The organism is Mesorhizobium sp. AA22, assembly GCF_001672375.2.
Classification (GTDB): domain Bacteria; phylum Pseudomonadota; class Alphaproteobacteria; order Rhizobiales; family Rhizobiaceae; genus Mesorhizobium; species Mesorhizobium wenxiniae.
Genome location: NZ_CP048406.1, coordinates 6,441,440 through 6,460,206, shown reverse-complemented (window position 1 = coordinate 6,460,206; position 18,767 = coordinate 6,441,440). Strand labels below are relative to the sequence as shown.

Sequence of the window (18,767 nt, the reverse complement as noted above, 5' to 3'; positions counted from 1 at the left end):
AGACAACGTGACATCACCGCTTCAATGCGTCTCGATAAGCATGTCAGCATGACATCGCCCGCCGCATAGAGCAGGGTTACGCACCCGCCGGCGCTGCATTTCGACATTCTGTCATGTAGTCGACCTCGCCCGACTGGAAGCGGCGTGGCACCAGGCCAAGATAGGCGCCCAGATCGCGGGAGCGCCTAAAGCGTCCACCACCGCGGAGAACGCGAGCGCGGTCAGGTTGTCGACGCCTGGGACTATCATTAGCCGGCGGCATGCCGTGGAACGTTTCGCGACGTTCTTGATGTTGCCATCGATTGCCGACGGCCGAGTGCATCGCGGCACGCGCTGCAATGAGGCTCTGCACGGCGGCGGATAGCCCGGCTATTCCCTCGCCGGCCTGCAGCTCCTGTTTGATTAAGCGGGACTGAAACACCCACGACAACACCGCGGATCTGGTTTGCATGACGCCTTGCCCGACCAGCTTCTTGCGGGCGATGATCAGCGCGCGAACGGCAAACGCCAGAAGTCACTTCACATGCGCCGGCTTGAAGAAGCCGATGCGGGCAAATCCGTACGTCGGCAACGGCGCCGAAGGGCTCAGCGGCAGCCTCAAAAGACCAAATCAGAGCGGCGTCCTGTATCCACAGCGCCGATAAGATTCATACAAACAATCGATTTTATCAATCTTGCCCGATGCTGCATAAGGACAGCGCCTAACGGCGCATCGATCTTTCGATCGCGAGGTGGGACCAACGCTTAAGTCGGGCAACGGCACGCGCGGGCGCGGTCTCTGGCGGTCATTGAGAAGTTCAATTGAGCGGCGGCGGCTCCGGTCAAGGACGCCGCGCGCCTCATCAGGCCAACTCGTTTGGAAGGTCGTCTGCACGAGAGTGCCGTCCCTCAGCCATTAAATTGGAGAAGCCGTTGAAACTTACAGGTAAAATCATCGTCATAACCGGTGTCTCTCCGGAGTCGGCAGCGAAGTCGCCCGTCTTGCCCGGTGCGAAGGCGCGCGCGTCATCGGCTCGCTCGAGGTGATCCCGCTGTCACGCTGGACGGCTTCATTCAGATCGACCAGAGTGCGCCCAGCGCTTACCAAATTCCCGGAACGCATCGACGGTCTTGTGAATGCCGCCGGCGTCCCCCGCATACTGGACCGCGATATTGTTGCACGCGTGAATTATCTCGGGACACGCCATCTCTCATATGAACTTCTTTGCCGTATGCCCAAGGGCGCTTCGATCGTGAATTTCGCCTCCCTCTCGGACACCGAATGGCCCAAGCGCGTTGATCTGCATAAGGAGCTCGCCGACACTCAGAGCTTTGCGGATGGACTCACTTGGCTCGCCGCCCATCCAGTGCCACAGGAAACCTGCTACCAGTATTTCCAGGCGCTGATTGTTTGGTCGGCGAGTGCGAGCTTCGACCTATACATGCGGCGGGGCGTCCGCATGAACACGGTGGCGCCTGAACCTGACTGGACCATTCTCGGGGATTTCTGCGCTATGCGCGGCCGTGGCTACGAACGGCGAGTTGAGGGGCGTCCGGTTGAGACCCACGCTAGAGCGCCGCGCGTCCAATTGGACGCGCAAAGGACGCTCTAGCATTTCTAGACTGCGCATGATGCTTTCCGGAAACCGATTTCCGGTTTCCGGGGTCATGCGCTAAGGACGGCCCATGCTGGAAAACAGGACTACAGTTACAGATGATGCGGCGATCGTCGACGAGGCGATCACGTCGCGCCGTTCGGTGCGGGCCTTCCTGCCCGACATGGTCGATGACGAGACGATCCGCGCCATTCTCTCTGTTGCCGCGCGTGCACCTTCGGGCACCAACATGCAGCCCTGGCGAGTCTACGTCACCAAGGGCGAGGTCAAGCAGCGGATCACCGACGCCATCCTCAACTCCGGCGTCCGCGCCGAAAAGGCCGAGTGGGACGAGTATCGCTACTATCCCGACCAGTTCTTCGAGCCCTATCTGACCCGGCGGCGAGCCAACGGCTTCGCCCTCTACAGCGTGCTCGGCATCGGCCGGCGTGAGGTCGACAGGATGCGCGCGCAGCACGACCGCAACTTCGTCTTCTTCGACGCACCGGTCGGCATGATCTTCACCGTTGACCGGCGGCTCAACAAGGGCTCGTGGATCGATTACGGCATGTTCCTGCAGAACATCATGGTGGCGGCGCGGGGCAGGGGTCTGCACACCTGCCCGCAGGCGGCCTTTGCACCCTATCACAAGCAGATCAGGCCGGTGCTCAACATTCCCGACGCGGAGATCGTCGTCTGTGGCATGGCGCTTGGCCGTGAGGACACATCCAAGCCCGAAAACGCGTTCCGCACCGACCGCGCGCCGCTGGAAGAGTGGGTGACGTTCGCCAGGTAAGGTGACGCCAGTTGAGGCGGCGACGCGCCGTCTCGGTCTACTGCACTTCGTAGCCGATGTCGCTTGGCACTTAATTGGGTTCTTCCTCACTTTGTGTGAAGCCGTGGCAGCATTCGTGCCTTCAGCAATTCCGGACCTGCCCGACCGTACATTGCACGTTTGAGGGTCTTGAGGCGATTGATCTGGCCTTCGGCCTGTCCGTTGCTCCAAGGCAGCTCGATGGCGTTGTTCACGGCATCGATGTCTCTGCGCAAGACACGGGCGAACCGCATGATCGGAATGAGTTCGGAGTCGAGCGCATCGTCGATCCATGCATCCAGTGGTGCCGATCTCTTGCTGCGAAGGATGCCGTTGAAGCGCATCGCCAGATACCGCATCTCGGCGAAAGCGTCAGATTCCTGCTTCAGGGCATCGACCTTCCTTGCCTGCTGGTCCGTTAGCAGGCCTCGCGGCTTGATGCACAGCGCTGCGGCAACCACTGGCGAGATTGCATTTCCGGTGTCCGGATCTCGAACCGGCTCCGACTTCAACGTGGCGGGCGGCACATCAACAACAGCCTGCTCTCTTTCGGCCCGCCGCCAGGCACCGAGAAGCCGCTCCAGATTGGTGAAACTGCCGGTGTAGCCGCGCTGCTTGACGTCATGAAACAGGTGTCGGCCGCAGCGGTTCCCATCCTTCCAGCATTGGGTGAGGAAGGCTTCGAAATACCAAGGCGATGTGGAGTTCAGTGCCGCTCGTCGCCTGTCTGGCGGAGCCTCGAGCTTGAGCCACTTCGTTACGCTGCGACGCTCATAGCCGGTCCGTCGGGCGATCTCGCTGTAGGACAGTCCTTCCTGGCGCAAGGCATGGAGCATGTCGAATATCTCCTGGCGAGATTGCCTATGTGCGAGACGGGCGCGCCGGCGATGTGTCGCGGCGTCAACAATTGCATCCTCCGAAAGAATGGCTCTGCTGGTGGCGCGCCCGGAAAGGCTCATCTGTTCTTCGATGGCCGAGCGAAGGTTCTGGACCAGGTGAAACCGATCGGCGATCTGCCGGGCCTTCGGTGCGCCTTCACGGGTGGCCTGCGCATACAGGCCACAGCGGTCCCGGCTGACGATCTCGATCGAAGGATGACTCCGAAGCCACTTGGCGGCACTCTCGACGCTGCGGTCGTCCAGTATGTCGACGACCGAGCGGCGTTCGAGGTCGACCATGATGGTTCCGTAGCTCGTCGCCCGCCGCCAACTCCAGTCATCGATACCGACCACTCGTATGTCGGAATTGCGTTGAGCACTCGCGGCATCCCGCTTCAACTGCCGCAGGATAGTGTCGTCGCTGACCGGCATGCCGAGCCGTTGCATCAAGCGCTCGCCAGGACGACCGCCAGCGCTGTGGCCAAGCAGGCCGACAATCTCAACGACCCTTCTCGTCCGACGCGCGTATGGATCAGCTACCGTCGGCAGTCGATCGGTGAACGTTCGTCGTGCGCATTCCCCATGTGCACATCGCCAGCGGCTCAGCAGGAGTTTCACTGTCACCGACTGCCCCTGGACCGGCAGATCCTGGAGGCTGCGGCGTGACCAGCCATGCCTACTTCGGCTTCGCCGTCCACAATCGGGGCAGATGCCGACCGCGGATCCAGCAGCGGAAACAACCCAACCGTCATCACCGGCGAGCGCGATACCCAGTATCTTGACCCCTGGGCCGGGCGACCATTTCGATTTCGTTCGCATGTCCGCCCATAGCGACAACCTCGCTAACGACGGGTGAACCACACAAAGTGAGGAAGAACCTAATTAACTGCAATGCGACAGACCTCAACATCCCTTGGGAGCACGAGGTCCGGCTAGAGGAGCGCCGGCCTGTCAAACCCGGCGCTCACTATCCGGCGTGTACGGGCGGTGACGGCAACTGCCCGCCCGAGGATTGTGGGGGACCGGAAGCCTGGATGTGGCAGAGGGACCAAGCGCTCGGGCCTGACCTCGATGAGGATCTCGCCACAGCATTGGAATTCATCACGGAAATCGGCGACACCCGGTCCCTTGCGGTCCTTGATGATCCGGACCGCGCCGGGGAATTGCAGGAATTGCTTTTTCGGATCAGAGGCCGAGCTACCCTGCTAGGCCAGTCGTTCGAGCGGCGGAGAGTGAATGATCGCCTGCGGCAGAGCGAACATCTGATCCTCATGCACCAGCAGATGTGACGGGCCAGAGGGCGGCATCACCACCGGCGAGTGTGCCGGCACCCCACTCACGGCTCTGAAAGAGCGGGCCCGCGCGGCGGGTGCCGATATGAAGCCTGAGCATCTGCGCCAGTTCCCGACGGATCGGAATTTCCGGGCGTTTCGATCCCTTGCCGCGCACGGCGATGACGACGCGCTCGGCAAGGCTGACATTCTCGACGCGCAGGCGCGTGAACTCGGAGTCCCGCAACCCGGTTCGAGCAGCGTCTGGAGCACAGCCCGGTCGTTCCGCCGGCGTTTGCTGCCCGCTTTGTCGAGGTCATGTCGGTTTGCCGGACGATTTTCGGATTGCTAACTGATGGTCTCTATCAGCGTTTCCGGCAGGCCGCAGAGGAAAAACGGGCGTCACGGGCCCAATCTCCACTCCGGTCATTCTGGAAAACTCCGATGCGGGAAGACGACATGCGGGCGCGGCTGATATTGCAGATGATAGACGACGATGGCGAAACCATCGCGACCGAGACGGTCGCCGATCTGGTGAAGGTGACGAAAGGGGCCGAGGATCTCGGTCTGTCGTTGTCGGAGGCGAAAAGCCTTCTTGCGAAATTACAGCAGGCGATGGTGGAGACGCAGGTGGAACTTTGGCTGAGCGAAAACCGCGAGCTGGATGGGCGTCGCCTGCGCAGCAAGGGAAGCTATCCCGTCACCTTCCATACCCTGTTCGGCGACGTGCGCCTGAAAAGCCCGCGCTATTTCCTGCCACGGACGGACGGCACGAACAGCCCTACAACTGTCTCCCCGTTGCGGACATTGATCCCAGACCACATCGCGCCCGAACGCCTCTATCTGGAAACCCGGTGGGCCTCACTCGTGCCCTATGCGGCCGCGGCCGAGTTGCTGGCCGACGTGCTGCCGATCGATTGCGGCGCCAACGCCACAACGGTCCGGCAGCATGCGCTGCGCACCGCTCGCCGCATGGAGCGGGAGTTGACGGAAGAGCGGGTATCCTTCATGCAGGATGCCTGCCCGCGCGACTGGATGAACCTGCCTATCCCCGATGGCCGCATCGTCATCGGCCTGGATGGCGGCTACATCCGCGACCGCAACGACCGGAAGAAGAATTTCGAGCTGATCGTAGGCCGCTCGCTGCCTGAAGACGGCGCTCCGCGCTACATCGGTTTCGTCCATGGCTATGATCGCAAGCCGCAACGGCGCATTCTCGACCATCTTAAGAAGCAGGGCGTCCAGGCCAATCAGGATATCACCTTCATCACCGACGGTGGGGAAGAAGTCCGCTCGCTCGCCGAAATGATCGCACCGGCAAGCGAGCATGTTCTCGACTGGTTCCATATCACCATGCGCATCACGGTCCTTCGCCAGTTCGCGCAAGGGCTCGAAAACCACGACGAGCAGGCCGGACAGGACCTGCTTGAAACCCTGCGCAGGATCAAATGGCATCTCTGGCATGGTAACGTCTATCGTGCCCGTGACGAGATCGCCGGGCTGCAATTCGACGCGGAAGGTCTCGAAACAGGCTATCCGAACATGCGCAAGCTCCTGACCGCCATCGGCGAGTTCCAGGCCTACATCGCCTCCAACAGTGCCAGCCTGATCAATTATGGCGAGCGCTACCGGTCCGGAGAACGCATCTCCTCGGCCTTCGTCGAGGCCACCGTCAACGCCGTCATCTCCAAGCGGTTCGCCAAGAAACAGCAGATGCAGTGGAGCAGGATCGGCGCACATCTTCTGCTGCAAACCCGCACGCAGACCCTCGATGGCTCTCTGCGCTCGACCTTCCGGCAATGGTATCCCGGCATGGCGAACGACAATCACGAGAACGGCGAAATGGTCCGCGCCGCTTGACTGCCCCACAAATCCTCATGCTCCCCTTCATGATACAGCACGACGCCGCAGCTAACTGGACGGGCTCCTAGCGCTGCTTCACCACCATTCAATGTGAATGCTGATCGAAGCGTCACCGAGACCCCTCCACCGTTGAATTCGCTGAGTTGCAATGACGAGACCCCATCGCCGACACGAAGGGACCAGGCACCACATACAGGCAAGCGCAGGTGAGAGACGCCTCGCCTCAACCGACGATTCCCTGCGAGGGTCAGCGGATGCCTGGGCGGTGGCATGAAATCGACCGCATCATGAGCGGACCAGCAGGCTTCCTTCACGCAAGGAACTCCTTTTCATTGGCCTTCACCTGGTCCATCTTCTGGAGACGGAAAATTTCCTCGACTGAAATGATGTCCTTGTCGACGTTGTGAATGCCGCGATCCTTAAGGATCCGCGCGAATACATCCTTCATGGCCGTCACCGAAGCGCGGACCGCATGGTTGCCATAGATGACGACCGAGATTTTTCCCAAATCCTTGATCCGGGCCTCGTTCATTTGGGGATAGGCGGTCGGAATGACTACGATGCCGCCTTTGCCATTCCAGGCTCGGACAAAGCTCTCCACCTCATCCGGCGTCTTCTGCTTGGAGTGGACGACGATGAGGTCGGCGCCAGCAGCTTCATACGCGGCGGCTCGATCGAGGGCCTCGTTCTCGCCGAGACCGGCGATCAAAGCCTCTGTTCGCGCAATGATCAGGAAGTTCGGATCGGAGCGTGTCGCGATCGCTGCGCGGATCTTGCCCTGGAATTCCTCGACCCGAAGCAGTTCCTGCCGGCCATCAGCCAACAGGCTCGTCATTTTGGGAAAGGTCTTGTCCTCGATAACAACTGCTGCTGCGCCTGCATGTTCGTATTGCTTCACCGCATGAATCACGTTGATCGCATTTCCGAACCCTGTATCGATATCGGCGATGATCGGCAGCGACGACTGCTCCGCCATTGCGCGCACCATCTCGAGGTGCTCTCTCATCGAGACGAGGCTGACATCGGGGAGGCCATACAAAGCCGACAGCTCAAAGCCGGACGCCCAAATGCCGTCGAACCCGGCTTCCTCGACAAGACGGGCCGACAACGGACTATGTGCGGCCATCACATGAGCGAGGCCGTTCTTCGAAATGGTGTTCTTGAGAAGCGTGCCCTGGCTCATGCTGCTTTGTCCTGAGAAAGTTTGGTGCAAGCCGCGGTGATGCGGTCGCACGCTGTGGTAAGCTCGCTGATCGAGGAGGAGTAGGAAATGCGGATGTACGGGGAGGCTAGGAAGCCTGAGCCCGGAACGACCGCGACACCCGCTTCTTCGAGCAGATACATGGCGAAGTCGGTATCGGTCGCAATCACTCTGCCCGCTTCCGTCTTCTGGCCGAGGACACCGGCGCAGTTGGCGAATAGGTAGAAGGCTCCGTCAGGGACGGTCCAGCTCAATCCCGGCGCGGCATTGAGCCTTTCAACGACCAGGTTGCGGCGCTTCTCGAACTCAGGAACGTACCCTTGGTCACCGGCAATCGCTTCGATAGCCGCATATTGGGAGATCGAGCTGGTGTGCGACGTGGTTTGCCCCTGAATGACATTGATGGCCTTGATAAGCTCGATGGGCCCGGCGCCATAGCCGACGCGCCAACCCGTCATCGCATTGGTTTTCGATACACCATTGATCGTGACGGTGCGGTTGAAAAGATCGGGGGCAGCGCTCGCCATTGTCGCGAACCGCGCTGCTCCGTAGACTAATTTCTCGTAGATATCGTCTGACAGGATGTAGACGTGCGGATGCCGCCTCAGAACGTCGGCCAGTGCGGCAAGCTCGGTTTCGCTGTAGACGGCGCCCGTGGGATTGCTGGGCGAATTCAGCATCAGCCATTTGGTGCGGGAGGTGATCGCCTTCTCAAGCCCCTCCGGCGTCAGCTTGAAGCCGTGTGCTTCCGGGCAGTTGACGATCATGGGGTCGCCACCGGCGAGGCGCACCATATCGGGGTAAGAGACCCAGCAGGGAGCGGGGATGATGACCTCCTCGCCCGGCTCCAGACTGGCAAAGAGCGCGTTGAAGACGACCTGTTTGGCCCCGCAGCCGACCGTGATCTGGTCGATCGAATAGTTGAGGCCATTTTCCCGCGCCAGTTTGTCTCGAATTGCTTCTCTTAGCGGTGCCACTCCGGCCACCGCCGTGTATCGGGTTCGACCATCACGGATTGCCTGGATACCGGCTTCAACGATATTGAGGGGCGTGTCGAAGTCGGGCTCGCCCTGACTGAGGGTAATGACCTGATGGCCTTGCGCCTTGAGCGCGGCCGCTTGAGCCGTCATCGCCTTCGTTTCGGATGGACGAATGGATTTGAGGCGGCTTGAAACGAGTGACATGGACAACTCCAGAAGTGGGGGCCTACATGGCGGACGTGATCCTGACCGGCGCCACAGGGCCATGGCACGACACATGGGCAATATGTCCATGTGGCCTGCGAAAATGCGGATTGGGCAAATCCATGTATCGAATCTATCGATGCAACAGTCGCATTATTCGATCCGGCTGGATTCCGCGATCAAAGGCTCCTTGCGGCAAAGGCGCACCAGCCAACGACAGAAAGCACGCGCAAGTTCCGGGTTATTGCTCCGGTCCACAGCATATGCTCGATACTGCATTCCACTTGGTGTGCGCGAATTTGGAACGACCTTGAGCAAACCGTTACGCACTAGGTCGCCTACCACGATCTCAGGCGCGACAAGCAGGCACTTGCCAGTGATGACGGCGGGCAGCGCCATATAGTGGTGATCGTATCGCGCCCCCGGCTTGATGTCGTCAGAAGTCAAATCATGGGCCTTCAGCCAGGCAGGCAGGATGTCGGGGCGAGAGGTAATCGTGAGGATCGGCAAGGACCTGGCGATTGCCATGCCTTTTCCAGCTATGTGACTGGGAGCGCCGACGCAGACAAGATGTTCACGATAAACTTCCCAGTGGTCCGATGGTTCGACGAGAGCGAGGTCACGCGTAATCAGAACATCAAAACCATCTGTCGAAGATGGCAGCGACAGGGAACTCATCACGTCGATGACAGCACCACCCATCTCGGTGGAGAATTCCTGGAGATTCGGGATCAGGAACGTATAGGCGAAAGTTGGCAGGGACGAATTGACGACGATCCGATTGATCTGGCGCCGCTCTCGTCGGCGCATTCTTCGCGCCGTGAATGAGATATGGTCGAGAGGTTCGGCTACGGAATTGGCGAAGAGCCGTCCGAAATCGGTCAGCTCGGTGTATCTGCCCTGTCGTTTGATCAGCCCGGCGCCGAGATAATCTTCCAGGACCGCGAGATACCTGCTGACCGAACTCTGTGTGGTGCCGAGCGCCTCGGCTGCCTTGGTCACGCTCCTTTCTCGCGCGATCATGGCGAACGCCCTGATTGCGTTCAGTGGCACATCGCCGACCTCCGATCCCATTTTTAGTCACTCCATGTTGTAAAGCCCATCCATCGAATAGTGGCGGTACTGAATCGTATTATTAAATATATGTCACAGATTTGTTACGTCAGACCGATACGCCGCGCTGCAACGAACGATGAAGTTGTGTCTGCAGGGTCGATCCCCGTGAAAATTCTTATTGTAAGCTTTGACGGGCTACGCCCCGATCTGATCAGTCCCGAACTCACCCCCAACGTAGAGCGGGTACGAAGAAGCGGTACGACGTTGTCCCGCCGTCGAACGGTCTATCCTAGCGAGACGCGGGTTGCATTTCCGAGCCTGGTCACAGGGGCGACATCCGGCAAGCACGGAATGGTGGGCAACAAGTATATCGATCGAAAAGCTGTACCGCAGCTCTATGTTGACACTGCCGATGCGCGCCTCATCGAGCGATTGAACCGCGAAAGCAATGGCGGCCTGATGACTGCGCCGACACTGGGTGAGATCCTTCACAAAGCCGGAAAGAGCCTGGCGGTCCTTGCTACCAATACCCCTGGGACGACCCGGCTATTCAACCACCAGGCAGAAGCTTTCGGTCATCTCCGGTTTTCCGGACATTTCCGTGAAGCCTGTTCACCGAATGACCTGCTTGACCGGGCAGAGGCCCATCTCGGTCCGCTGCCGCCCGCTCCGCCGCAAGGCGAGGCGGATACCGATGGGCAAGTCTGGATCACGTCCGCTTTTCTCGATTTCGTCTGGCCGAAGCTGGAGCCGGATGTAACGATAATTTCCTATGGCGAGCCCGACACGACTTCGCATTTCCATGGAACCGCGGCAGCCGCCACCCGCGACATCATCTCCTTTTACGACGCACAGTTCGGTCGCGTGCTCGACTGGTGGGAAGCGGAGGGGAGGGCCGCAGGCGTTCAGATCATCATCGCGTCCGATCATGGCCATATCACCGCACATAGCCGCGTCTCGGTCATCGAAGAACTAAAGGCTGATGGCTTCAACCCAGGCCCGGCGCCAGATACTGACGTGGACCTGGTGGTCGTTCCCGGGCAGGTCGGCGCGCTTTACCTGACCGATCGCTCTGAAAACAATCTAGGTCGTGTCGTTGAGGCCCTGACCGAACGGCCCTGGTGCGGGCCGATCTTCACCGCCCCTCGAAACGCTGTCGAGGGCATAGCCCCAGGCAGTTTCGCCAGCAGTCTGATCTTTGCCGACCATGAGCGCGCGCCTGACGTCTATTTCTCGTTCCGGGCCGACGACATCGTCGACGAGTTCGGGCTGGTGGGGAGAACCTGGTACGATAATGCGCGGCGTCCGGGCCTTGGCGTGCATGGCGGACTGCATCCGAAAGAGCTTGCCGCGGTAGGCATTGTGGCAGGTGCGGCATTCCGGGATCGGGGACAGAATTCAGACATTCCATCGGGCATCTGCGACTTCGCGCCCACCGTTCTTCATCTCCTGGGAGTCCCGATACCTGTGTCGATGACGGGAAGGGTGCTGAGGGAAGTACTGCAAAACGCTGCTGACCTGCCTGCCATCAGATTGGAGCCGGAGGTCTTCGAAACTGGTCTCAATGGTTACCGGCAGATCCTCCGGCGCATTTGTGTGGAACAGACAACTTACCTGGAAGGCGGCTCGGCTGCCTCCAGCGACATTGCGGAGGCTGCTGAGTGATGAGCGGAATATCCATCAACGCAATCAAAAAAACCTTCGGGCCGACATCCGTCTTAAGCAACATTTCGCTTGAGATCGCGGATGGCGAGTTCCTGACGCTGCTCGGTCCATCGGGCTGCGGAAAGTCGACGCTTTTGCGGATCCTGGCCGGGCTCGAGGTGCAGACGGGTGGGTCGGTTTCGATCGGTGATCGCGTGGTCGACGGGGTGCGCCCGAAGCGGCGTGACGTGGCGATGGTGTTCCAATCCTATGCCCTCTACCCGCACATGACAGTCGCGCAGAACATGGCATTGCCCTTGCGCATGCGGCGGCTATCCGCTTGGCAGCGGTTGCCGCTGCTGGGTCGATTCATGCCGAGAACGACCGCGAGGGTCGCGGAGATCGAGCGGGACGTCACCCGCACCGCCAAGGCGCTCGGTATCGGTCATCTGCTTGCGAGGAAGCCCGGCCAGCTTTCGGGTGGCCAGCGCCAGCGTGTCGCGGTCGGCCGCGCGATGGTCCGCGATCCGGCGGTCTTCCTGATGGATGAACCGCTCTCTAATCTCGACGCCAAGCTGCGCGTCCAGATGCGCGCCGAGATCAAGGAACTGCATAACCGGCTGGGCACGACCTTCGTCTATGTGACCCATGACCAAGCGGAAGCGATGACGCTTTCAGACCGTGTCGCGGTGATGTTAGACGGTGAACTGCTGCAGGTCGCGCCGCCGCATGACATCTATGCCGATCCTGACGATCGCCGTGTCGCGGAGTTCATCGGGCTGCCCAAGATCAACATGCTGGAAGGCGTGGTGCGCGAGGACGGCAGGGTCGCGGTGGCGACGATCGCCGTGCCAATCGGCGAAGGACTCCCCGTCGGCGCGGTCGTCACGATAGGCATCCGGCCGGAAATGTTCGATCTGGCAACGCCGGGTGATAGCTTTTCACTCTCGGGAACGGTGCGCCTCGTCGAGCATATGGGCTCGGACCTGTTCGTCCATCTGGATATTGGCGGGCAGCGAGAACCGCTTGTAGCGCGTCTCGATGCGAGCCGAGCGCCAGCCATTGCCGGCGCGCACTCATTGTCCGTCCGCTTCGATCCAAAGCGGGCACTGCTCTTCGCGGCGGATGGTAAGCGCCTTCGCCAGTGTTCGAACAGCTCGGTCTCGGCCGGAGCGGTCCGCGAGATTGTTTCATGAGCAGCAGCGCAAGTTTCACCAGCACGTGGAGTCAGCACCTGCTGATATCGACCCGCGCCCCGTCAGAGCACAATGCTCGGGCGCTGCGTCGGCGCGCGCTATCGGAGACGTTCACGTCCTATATGCTGGCCGCGCCCGCACTGGTCCTGCTGGTCGCGTTGTTCTTCTTGCCGGTGCTTGCGGTTTTCGCGGTCGCACTCACCAACTGGCATTTTGGCGCGCGGACCTTATCCTTTGTCGGAGTCGACAATTTCGAGCAGGTCTTCGCCGATGACGGCTTTCGAGCATCCCTGATCAACACGCTCGTTTATGTGGCGACCGTGGTGCCCGGGACGATCATGTTCGGTCTGGGGATCGCGCTGCTTATCGAGAGCGGAAAGAGTCTCCGCGCATTCTATCGGGCGATCCACTTCGTGCCTTATATGGCGACGCTTGCGGCAATGGCGATTGCGTGGGAGGCGCTGCTTCATCCGACGATCGGCCTCGTCAATCAGTCGCTCGCGTCGCTCGGGCTGCCGACGTCGAACTGGCTGCGCGACGAGAACACTGTCCTGCCGGTGCTGGCTGTCATTGGCATTTGGCAAAACCTTGGTTTCGCGATGGTGCTATTTCTCGCGGGGCTGAAAGCGATCCCTCAGGACCTCTACGACGCGGCCGACATCGACGGCGCTGATCTCTGGCTCGATCGCCTGCGGACGGTGACGCTGCCGATGCTTGGCCCTGTCTCGATGTTCATCTTCATCGTGGTGGCGCTGCGGGCGTTCGAGACGTTCGACACGGTCGAGGTCCTCACCCAGGGCGGTCCCGGCCACGCCTCGGAGATGCTGCTGTTCACCCTCTATCGCGAGAGCTTTGTCTATTTACGGACGGGCTATGGGGCTTCCGTCGCGGTCGTGTTCCTCATCATCGTCGTTGCGCTGACGCTGCTCCAGGCGCGCGTCATGGACAAGAGGGTTCATTACCAATGAGCATTCACGTGCCGATGCGCCCAGCCCTTTTCCTGCGCCATGCCGTCTTGTTGATGACTAGCGCGATCATTCTCTTGCCGTTTATCTGGATGGTCAGCCTGTCGATCAAGCCGCCCGGCGAGATGTTCGGGGACCATTTCTCGTTCCTGCCAACCCAATTCTATGGGGTCAAAAACTATACGCAGGCGCTGACCCGCGTGCCACTGCTGCGTTACATGTTGAACGGCGTCATCGTCTGCACAGCAATCCTGACCCTTCAGATCCTGGTGTGCACGCCGATGGCCTACGTCCTCGCGAAGATGCGCTTCCCCGGCCGCGAGCTGATCTTTGCCCTCGTGCTGATTGCGCTCCTCCTGCCCCATGAGGTGCTGGCGCTGCCGCTTTTCATCTTCGCATCGAAGGTGGGCATCCTGAACAGCTACGCCGCCCTCGTTCTTCCCTATATCGTCTCGCCGTTCGGCATCTTCCTGTTCCGCCAGTTCTTCAGAGCGATCCCGGACGACGTCGTCCACGCCGCGCGATTGGACGGCCTGTCGGAGTTCGCGATCATCTGGAAGATCATGGTGCCGATGACGATGCCGGCGGTCGTTGCGTTCAGCATCTTCTCGGTGGTCGGACATTGGAACAGTCTCTTCTGGCCGCTCATCGCAGTGAATGACGACAGCCTGCTGCCACCGCCTGTCGGGATCATCGCTTTCAAGAATCAGGACGTGGGGGTCGACTATGGACCGCTGATGGCTGCTGCAACCATCGTCATCCTGCCGCTGATCGTCGCGTTTCTATCCTCGCAGCGCCTGTTCATCGAAAGCATTACAAGAGGTGCCATCAAATAAAGGGCCGTCTTGCCGACAGTGACCGGGCGAAGAACTCGCATCATTAGCGGGCGATAACGCCACCAGCAGCACCATCCGTTTCTTATCGGGCGTCCGTCCTCGGGGTCCGCTCGATCCTTCATGCCTGCCGATGTTCAAAAACCATAAGGAGTTCAATCATGGCATCATTCTTCAAGCGAAATCTCTCCTATTCCCGTGCCCTTAAGGACAAACTGCGGACCGGCGACGTAGCGACGATGGTCCATTCTAGCCATTCGTCGCCCGGCCTGGTCGAGAAGCTGGCCGAATGCGGCTTCGATGCTGTGCTGATCGACTGCGAACATGGCGCGATCGGCCCGGAGCGGGCTGAGGAAATGGCGCGTGCCGCCAACCTGTCCGGCATCGTTTCGATCCTGCGCCCGGAAGACCCGTCACCGTGGATGGTGACCAAATATCTGGAATGCGGCGTTGATGGTCTGATGATCCCACTTGTGTCCGACGCGACCGTTGCGAAAGCCATTGTCGATCGGTTCCGTTTCTCCGCCCCGTTCGATCATCAGGACCGCGTGCTGATCCTGATGATCGAAACGATCGAAGCCGTGCGGAATCTGGAAGAGATCATGGCAGTCGATGGTGTCGACGCCTATCTCGTCGCGCCCGGCGATCTGGCGCTGACAATCGGCGAAACCCCCATCACCTACCGCTGGCAAAAGGGTGATAAGCCGAAGGCCGTCGCCGACGCCGTAAATGGCGCGATCAACACCATCGTAGGCAGCCGTCGGGCGTGCGGGACCTTGGTCAACCATGACGACGTGGCCGAGTTCATGGGCAAGGGCGTTCGCCTGTTCTACGATCATGCAAATCATATGCTCGCCCATGGCGCCAGCGACTTCCATCGTCGCATCGAGAGCGCTCGGCGCGCGAGCAAATGACGCGGTTCGGCCGGATCGACGCGACCGGGGCCGTCGCTAGATCCGGCTGATAGCTGGCCCACCCAGTCGATATCAGATCAACTCCAAGCCTCTCGAAAGGTAGAGCGATGTTTTCTCGCCTCGCAACCACAGCAATATTGGGCTTTGCCCTTATGTCCGGCGCTGCTTCAGCCGCGCCTATCACGCTCCAGGTGGACGCGACCCCGTCCATCTTCGCCGAGATGTTCCAGAACCTGGTCAAGGCTTTCGAAGTCGAGAACCCGGATGTGAAGATCAATCTCGATCTCACGCAGCGCGATCAGACCGACGCGATCCAAAGCGTGCTTCGGAAGGGGCTTGTCGGCCAGCTTCCCGATATCTCGTTTCAGAGCTTCAACTATCTGAAGCTGCTTGACGATCAGGGCTATGTCGCGCCGGTCGGCGACTTCATCAAAAGCGATACGAGCTGGAGCACCGATTTCTCGCCGTCCGTCACTCAGGCAACCACGATCAACGGCAAGGTCCTGGGCCTGAGCGTCGCCTTTTCCTTCCCGGTCGTCTTCTACAACAAGGAGCTGGTTGCCGAGGCGCAGAACGGCGACGGCACGCTTCCCGGCACCTGGGATGGCATCTTGGGCGTCGCCAAGTCGATCCAGCAACAGCATCCGGACGTGCTCGGTGCTTACACGCGCTACAATTCGTTCGTCGGGCAGGGCTTTATCCTGAGCCAGGGCGCGGAAGTCGGCAATGCCGCCGGGACGGAGGTCGCGTTCGCCAACGACGCCGGTCGCCACGCCTTTGATCTGTTCCGCCAGTTTGGCGAAGCCGGTCAAGCAAAGGTCGACATGACGGACGAGCAGGCGCGTCAGGCATTCTCCGGCGGAAAGATCGCGATCCTCGTCGACTCCAGCAGCAGCCTGGAGAGCTTCCAGCGCGCGGCGCAGGGGCATTTCGAGATCGGGACGATCCGCTTCCCGTTCGCGAACGACAGCGGCAAGATTCCGACGGCGGGCATCGCAGTCCTTCTCCACGCCCGCGATGACGATCGCGCGAAGGCCGCGTGGCGCTTCATGCGCTTTGTCTCGAGCCCGAAGGCGCAAGTCATTGTCGGCAAGAGCACGGGCTATGTGCCGGCGAACAATGTGGCGGTGGAAACGGCCGACCTGCTCGGCCAATATTATAAGGACCGCCCGGCCATGTCGGCGGCGCTTGACTCGATCGCCTATGCTGCCCCCTGGTACGCATTCAACGGCACGGGTGCGGCGCGTATCGACCAGTTGTTCCTGGACTCGGCACGCCAAGTGGTGACGCTTCGTCAGTCGCCGGCCGATGCGGTCGCCGATCTGCAGAACAAGATCCCGGGCATGGTGGGCGAGTAACCCTGCTCGTGCGCCGAACTAGCGCAGCATCTGGTCGAGCCGGCGTGGGAGATCGCGCCGGCTCGACCCATCCCAGCAATGGGCGTCCCACTGGAGATTTTATGTCCGATGCCTTCGATATCGGCGGCCGCGAAGTCCGGCCTGCGAGCGTCTGAATTCATTGTCGAGGGCGAAGGTGTTTCCGCGCTCGCCTATTTTCGCGAGGGCGCGGCGTCGTTGCCGCTAATTGTCGGCCTGCCTGGCGGGGGCCATCTCGCGCGGGTCTATTACGGCCATGATGGCGCCCGCTCGACGGACTTTCTCGATCATTGGCTTGAGGAACGCGGGTTCGGCTTGCTCGCGCTCTCCTATCCATCGGACCACCCTGTCTTCCCGCGGCCCGACGTGGCGCTGACGACGACGATGTGGGCTGCGGCCGCCGCGACCATCACTGCCGATATAATCGCCAAGCGCAGCCTGCCGCCCGACGTACTTCTCATGGGCTGGAGCATGGCGGGTCGCGCGAGCCGCGCGTTCACGCACGCCGCTGAAAGCCATGGTCTTGCTGTCAGGGGTTTCATCTCGCTGGCCGCGACCCCGCCGCTGCCGCGGTTCGCGGACACGCCGCCTCAGGGCCAGCCTTTCACCGAGGACGGCCTCTGGAAGACCGACGGGCGGCTCGGCGACGCGCAGCCGCAGCACGAACTATACCTGAACGACATTCATTGGAGGAACGGCGGCAGGGAATATGACCTCATTGCCGCGGCGGACTATTTTGGGGCCTACACGACAAACACGCCGATCCTGCTGCGGGGCGAACCGGAGCAGGGCAGTGGTCTTTCCGGAAATAGTCTCGTGGAAACCATCACTGATCTGGGGTCGTTCGATTTCTCGGGCTATCCGATCACCGGGGCCATCATACCGACGTCTCCCTTGGACGCGCGGCACGCGGTGACCGATCAGGCGACTTGGGCCTTCTTGAACAGCCAGAAGCTCTATTCCGTTTACGAAGCTCTGGCGCGAGCCGGTGCCAGCATCGGCAGCGACAACGTATGGAACAGCATCCTGGATGTGAAGTTCGCGATGGAGACCACGCTGTCCTGTTCGGTCGAAGGCGGCCATTTCTTCTTCATAGGTCGCGAAGGCGCCATGCAAACCGCTGCCCATATATCCCGCCTCTCGGCGGCATTGGACGCAATTCGATCGCGTCTCCAAGCCTTGGGCGGAGCATCCTCATCCCCGCCGCCGTGCTAACAGCACCTCCGCATTTCCGCGCTCGATGAAGCTGCCCGCCGGCGACATCGCGAGCAAATGCGAACGCATTCCCAATTCGAATTCGCTGCGTCGATCGCCGAGAACGCCCGGGCAAGCTTTGGACGTGGAAAGGATATATCCCATGAGCGAGTCGATATCCCAGCGATGCTCGTAGCTGAAATTCTGCCGCTCGACATTGCGGAAAGCGGAGCGCCGAAGAATAGATTCGTTCGACTCCGCCAATGTCGGCCTGATGCCGTCCTTGCCTGCGGGGAAATGGCCGCCCCAGAAATCTTCGATGTAGCGGAGCTGCTCCGAGAACCAGTCACGCGGCTCGCAATTCGTCCGGACGCGCGAGATGATCGCGATAGCGCCTTGGTCGGAGACTTTCGCGCTCAGCTTCGCGAGCACCGTTTCCCGATCCATCCAATGGAACGCCCCGGCGATGGTAACTAACGAAAAGCTACCGAGCTCGGGCAGAAGCTCCTCGGAACGACCCGACAGAAATGATATGTTGTTGGCGGCGTCGTTTGCCTCCGCGAGCCGGCGGGCTTCCGCGATCATGCCGCTGTCTGGATCCACCGCGACGACGTGTCGTGCGAATTTCGAGAGCGGGACAGCGAACTGGCCGGTCCCGCATCCGAGGTCCAACAGGTCGTCGGCGGACGGGTCGACAAGATAATTGCCGGCCAGGAATTCGAACATCGTCGCCGGATAATCGGCCTGATATCGGGCAAAATAATAGGCTGCGCCTTCGAACAGGTCGTCGGGTGCGGGTGCCAC

The 18,767-nt window shown here is 60.6% G+C and carries 16 protein-coding genes and 2 pseudogenes; 11 read left to right on the top strand and 7 right to left on the bottom strand.

What is annotated here, in order from left to right:
• Positions 1-41: 41 nt before the first annotated feature.
• Positions 42-553: pseudogene (locus A9K68_RS30520) on the bottom strand (transposase); the annotation flags it as partial.
• 1,112 nt (positions 554-1,665) lie between these two features.
• On the opposite strand from A9K68_RS30520, the gene A9K68_RS30515 reads away from it, so the two are divergent.
• The gene (locus tag A9K68_RS30515) at positions 1,666-2,370 is read left to right on the top strand and encodes a nitroreductase (RefSeq protein ID WP_065007357.1); all 705 of its coding nucleotides are present in this window, start codon (positions 1,666-1,668) and stop codon (positions 2,368-2,370) included.
• Positions 2,371-2,456: 86 nt separating this feature from the next.
• Here A9K68_RS30515 and A9K68_RS30510 read toward each other — a convergent pair whose 3' ends face one another.
• A complete protein-coding gene (locus A9K68_RS30510) occupies positions 2,457-4,085 on the bottom strand; it encodes an ISL3 family transposase (protein WP_245430195.1) in 1,629 nt (542 codons plus the stop codon).
• A 47-nt stretch (positions 4,086-4,132) separates the two neighbouring features.
• Between A9K68_RS30510 and A9K68_RS32600 the strand changes: the two are divergent.
• Together A9K68_RS32600 and A9K68_RS32200 are read left to right on the top strand one after the other, a co-directional pair.
• Positions 4,133-4,242, top strand: a pseudogene (locus tag A9K68_RS32600) (hypothetical protein); the annotation flags it as partial.
• 115 nt (positions 4,243-4,357) lie between these two features.
• Positions 4,358-4,555, top strand: coding sequence for a hypothetical protein (locus tag A9K68_RS32200; protein ID WP_246811269.1), 198 nt, complete (start codon positions 4,358-4,360; stop codon positions 4,553-4,555).
• Here A9K68_RS32200 and A9K68_RS30500 read toward each other — a convergent pair.
• A complete protein-coding gene (locus tag A9K68_RS30500) occupies positions 4,536-4,784 on the bottom strand; it encodes a tyrosine-type recombinase/integrase (RefSeq protein ID WP_065008802.1) in 249 nt (82 codons plus the stop codon). The two genes, A9K68_RS32200 and A9K68_RS30500, sit on opposite strands and share 20 nt — an antisense overlap.
• Before the next feature lie 212 nt (positions 4,785-4,996).
• On the opposite strand from A9K68_RS30500, the gene A9K68_RS30495 reads away from it, so the two are divergent.
• Positions 4,997-6,397 (top strand): ISKra4 family transposase, encoded by a 1,401-nt coding sequence (locus tag A9K68_RS30495; protein ID WP_095780379.1) that lies wholly within the window; start codon positions 4,997-4,999, stop codon positions 6,395-6,397.
• Positions 6,398-6,710: 313 nt separating this feature from the next.
• Here the strand turns inward: A9K68_RS30495 and A9K68_RS30490 are convergent, their stop codons facing one another.
• The 3 genes from A9K68_RS30490 to A9K68_RS30480 form a co-directional block, all read right to left on the bottom strand.
• On the bottom strand, positions 6,711-7,583 hold the full coding sequence (locus tag A9K68_RS30490) for a phosphonopyruvate hydrolase (RefSeq protein WP_065011721.1): 873 nt from the start codon (positions 7,581-7,583) through the stop codon (positions 6,711-6,713).
• Positions 7,580-8,785 carry a pyridoxal phosphate-dependent aminotransferase gene (locus A9K68_RS30485; RefSeq protein ID WP_065011720.1) on the bottom strand — a complete coding sequence of 402 codons (1,206 nt, stop codon included), beginning with the start codon at positions 8,783-8,785 and terminating at the stop codon, positions 7,580-7,582. Before A9K68_RS30485 ends, A9K68_RS30490 begins: the two co-directional genes overlap by 4 nt.
• A gap of 153 nt (positions 8,786-8,938) precedes the next feature.
• Positions 8,939-9,859 (bottom strand): LysR family transcriptional regulator, encoded by a 921-nt coding sequence (locus tag A9K68_RS30480; RefSeq protein ID WP_065011719.1) that lies wholly within the window; start codon positions 9,857-9,859, stop codon positions 8,939-8,941.
• Positions 9,860-9,898: 39 nt separating this feature from the next.
• Here A9K68_RS30480 and A9K68_RS30475 point away from each other — a divergent pair, with 39 nt between their 5' ends.
• The 7 genes from A9K68_RS30475 (at position 9,899) to A9K68_RS30445 (ending at position 17,984) form a co-directional block, all read left to right on the top strand.
• Complete coding sequence (locus A9K68_RS30475; protein ID WP_246811268.1) at positions 9,899-11,506, top strand: alkaline phosphatase family protein; 1,608 nt, start codon at positions 9,899-9,901, stop codon at positions 11,504-11,506.
• Positions 11,506-12,681, top strand: a complete 1,176-nt coding sequence (locus A9K68_RS30470) for an ABC transporter ATP-binding protein (RefSeq protein WP_065011717.1) — start codon at positions 11,506-11,508, stop codon at positions 12,679-12,681. The genes A9K68_RS30475 and A9K68_RS30470 overlap by 1 nt, the downstream gene beginning before the upstream one ends.
• Positions 12,678-13,649 (top strand): sugar ABC transporter permease, encoded by a 972-nt coding sequence (locus tag A9K68_RS30465; protein ID WP_065011716.1) that lies wholly within the window; start codon positions 12,678-12,680, stop codon positions 13,647-13,649. The genes A9K68_RS30470 and A9K68_RS30465 overlap by 4 nt, the downstream gene beginning before the upstream one ends.
• Positions 13,646-14,482 (top strand): carbohydrate ABC transporter permease, encoded by an 837-nt coding sequence (locus A9K68_RS30460; RefSeq protein WP_065011715.1) that lies wholly within the window; start codon positions 13,646-13,648, stop codon positions 14,480-14,482. The genes A9K68_RS30465 and A9K68_RS30460 overlap by 4 nt, the downstream gene beginning before the upstream one ends.
• Positions 14,483-14,640: 158 nt before the next feature.
• Positions 14,641-15,393, top strand: coding sequence for an aldolase/citrate lyase family protein (locus A9K68_RS30455; protein WP_065011714.1), 753 nt, complete (start codon positions 14,641-14,643; stop codon positions 15,391-15,393).
• Positions 15,394-15,500: 107 nt separating this feature from the next.
• Positions 15,501-16,751 (top strand): extracellular solute-binding protein, encoded by a 1,251-nt coding sequence (locus tag A9K68_RS30450; protein ID WP_082982724.1) that lies wholly within the window; start codon positions 15,501-15,503, stop codon positions 16,749-16,751.
• Positions 16,752-16,859: 108 nt separating this feature from the next.
• A complete protein-coding gene (locus tag A9K68_RS30445) occupies positions 16,860-17,984 on the top strand; it encodes a hypothetical protein (RefSeq protein ID WP_065011712.1) in 1,125 nt (374 codons plus the stop codon).
• Here the strand turns inward: A9K68_RS30445 and A9K68_RS30440 are convergent.
• Positions 17,964-18,689, bottom strand: a complete 726-nt coding sequence (locus A9K68_RS30440) for a class I SAM-dependent methyltransferase (protein WP_246811437.1) — start codon at positions 18,687-18,689, stop codon at positions 17,964-17,966. The genes A9K68_RS30445 and A9K68_RS30440 overlap by 21 nt on opposite strands.
• Positions 18,690-18,767 lie beyond the last annotated feature (78 nt).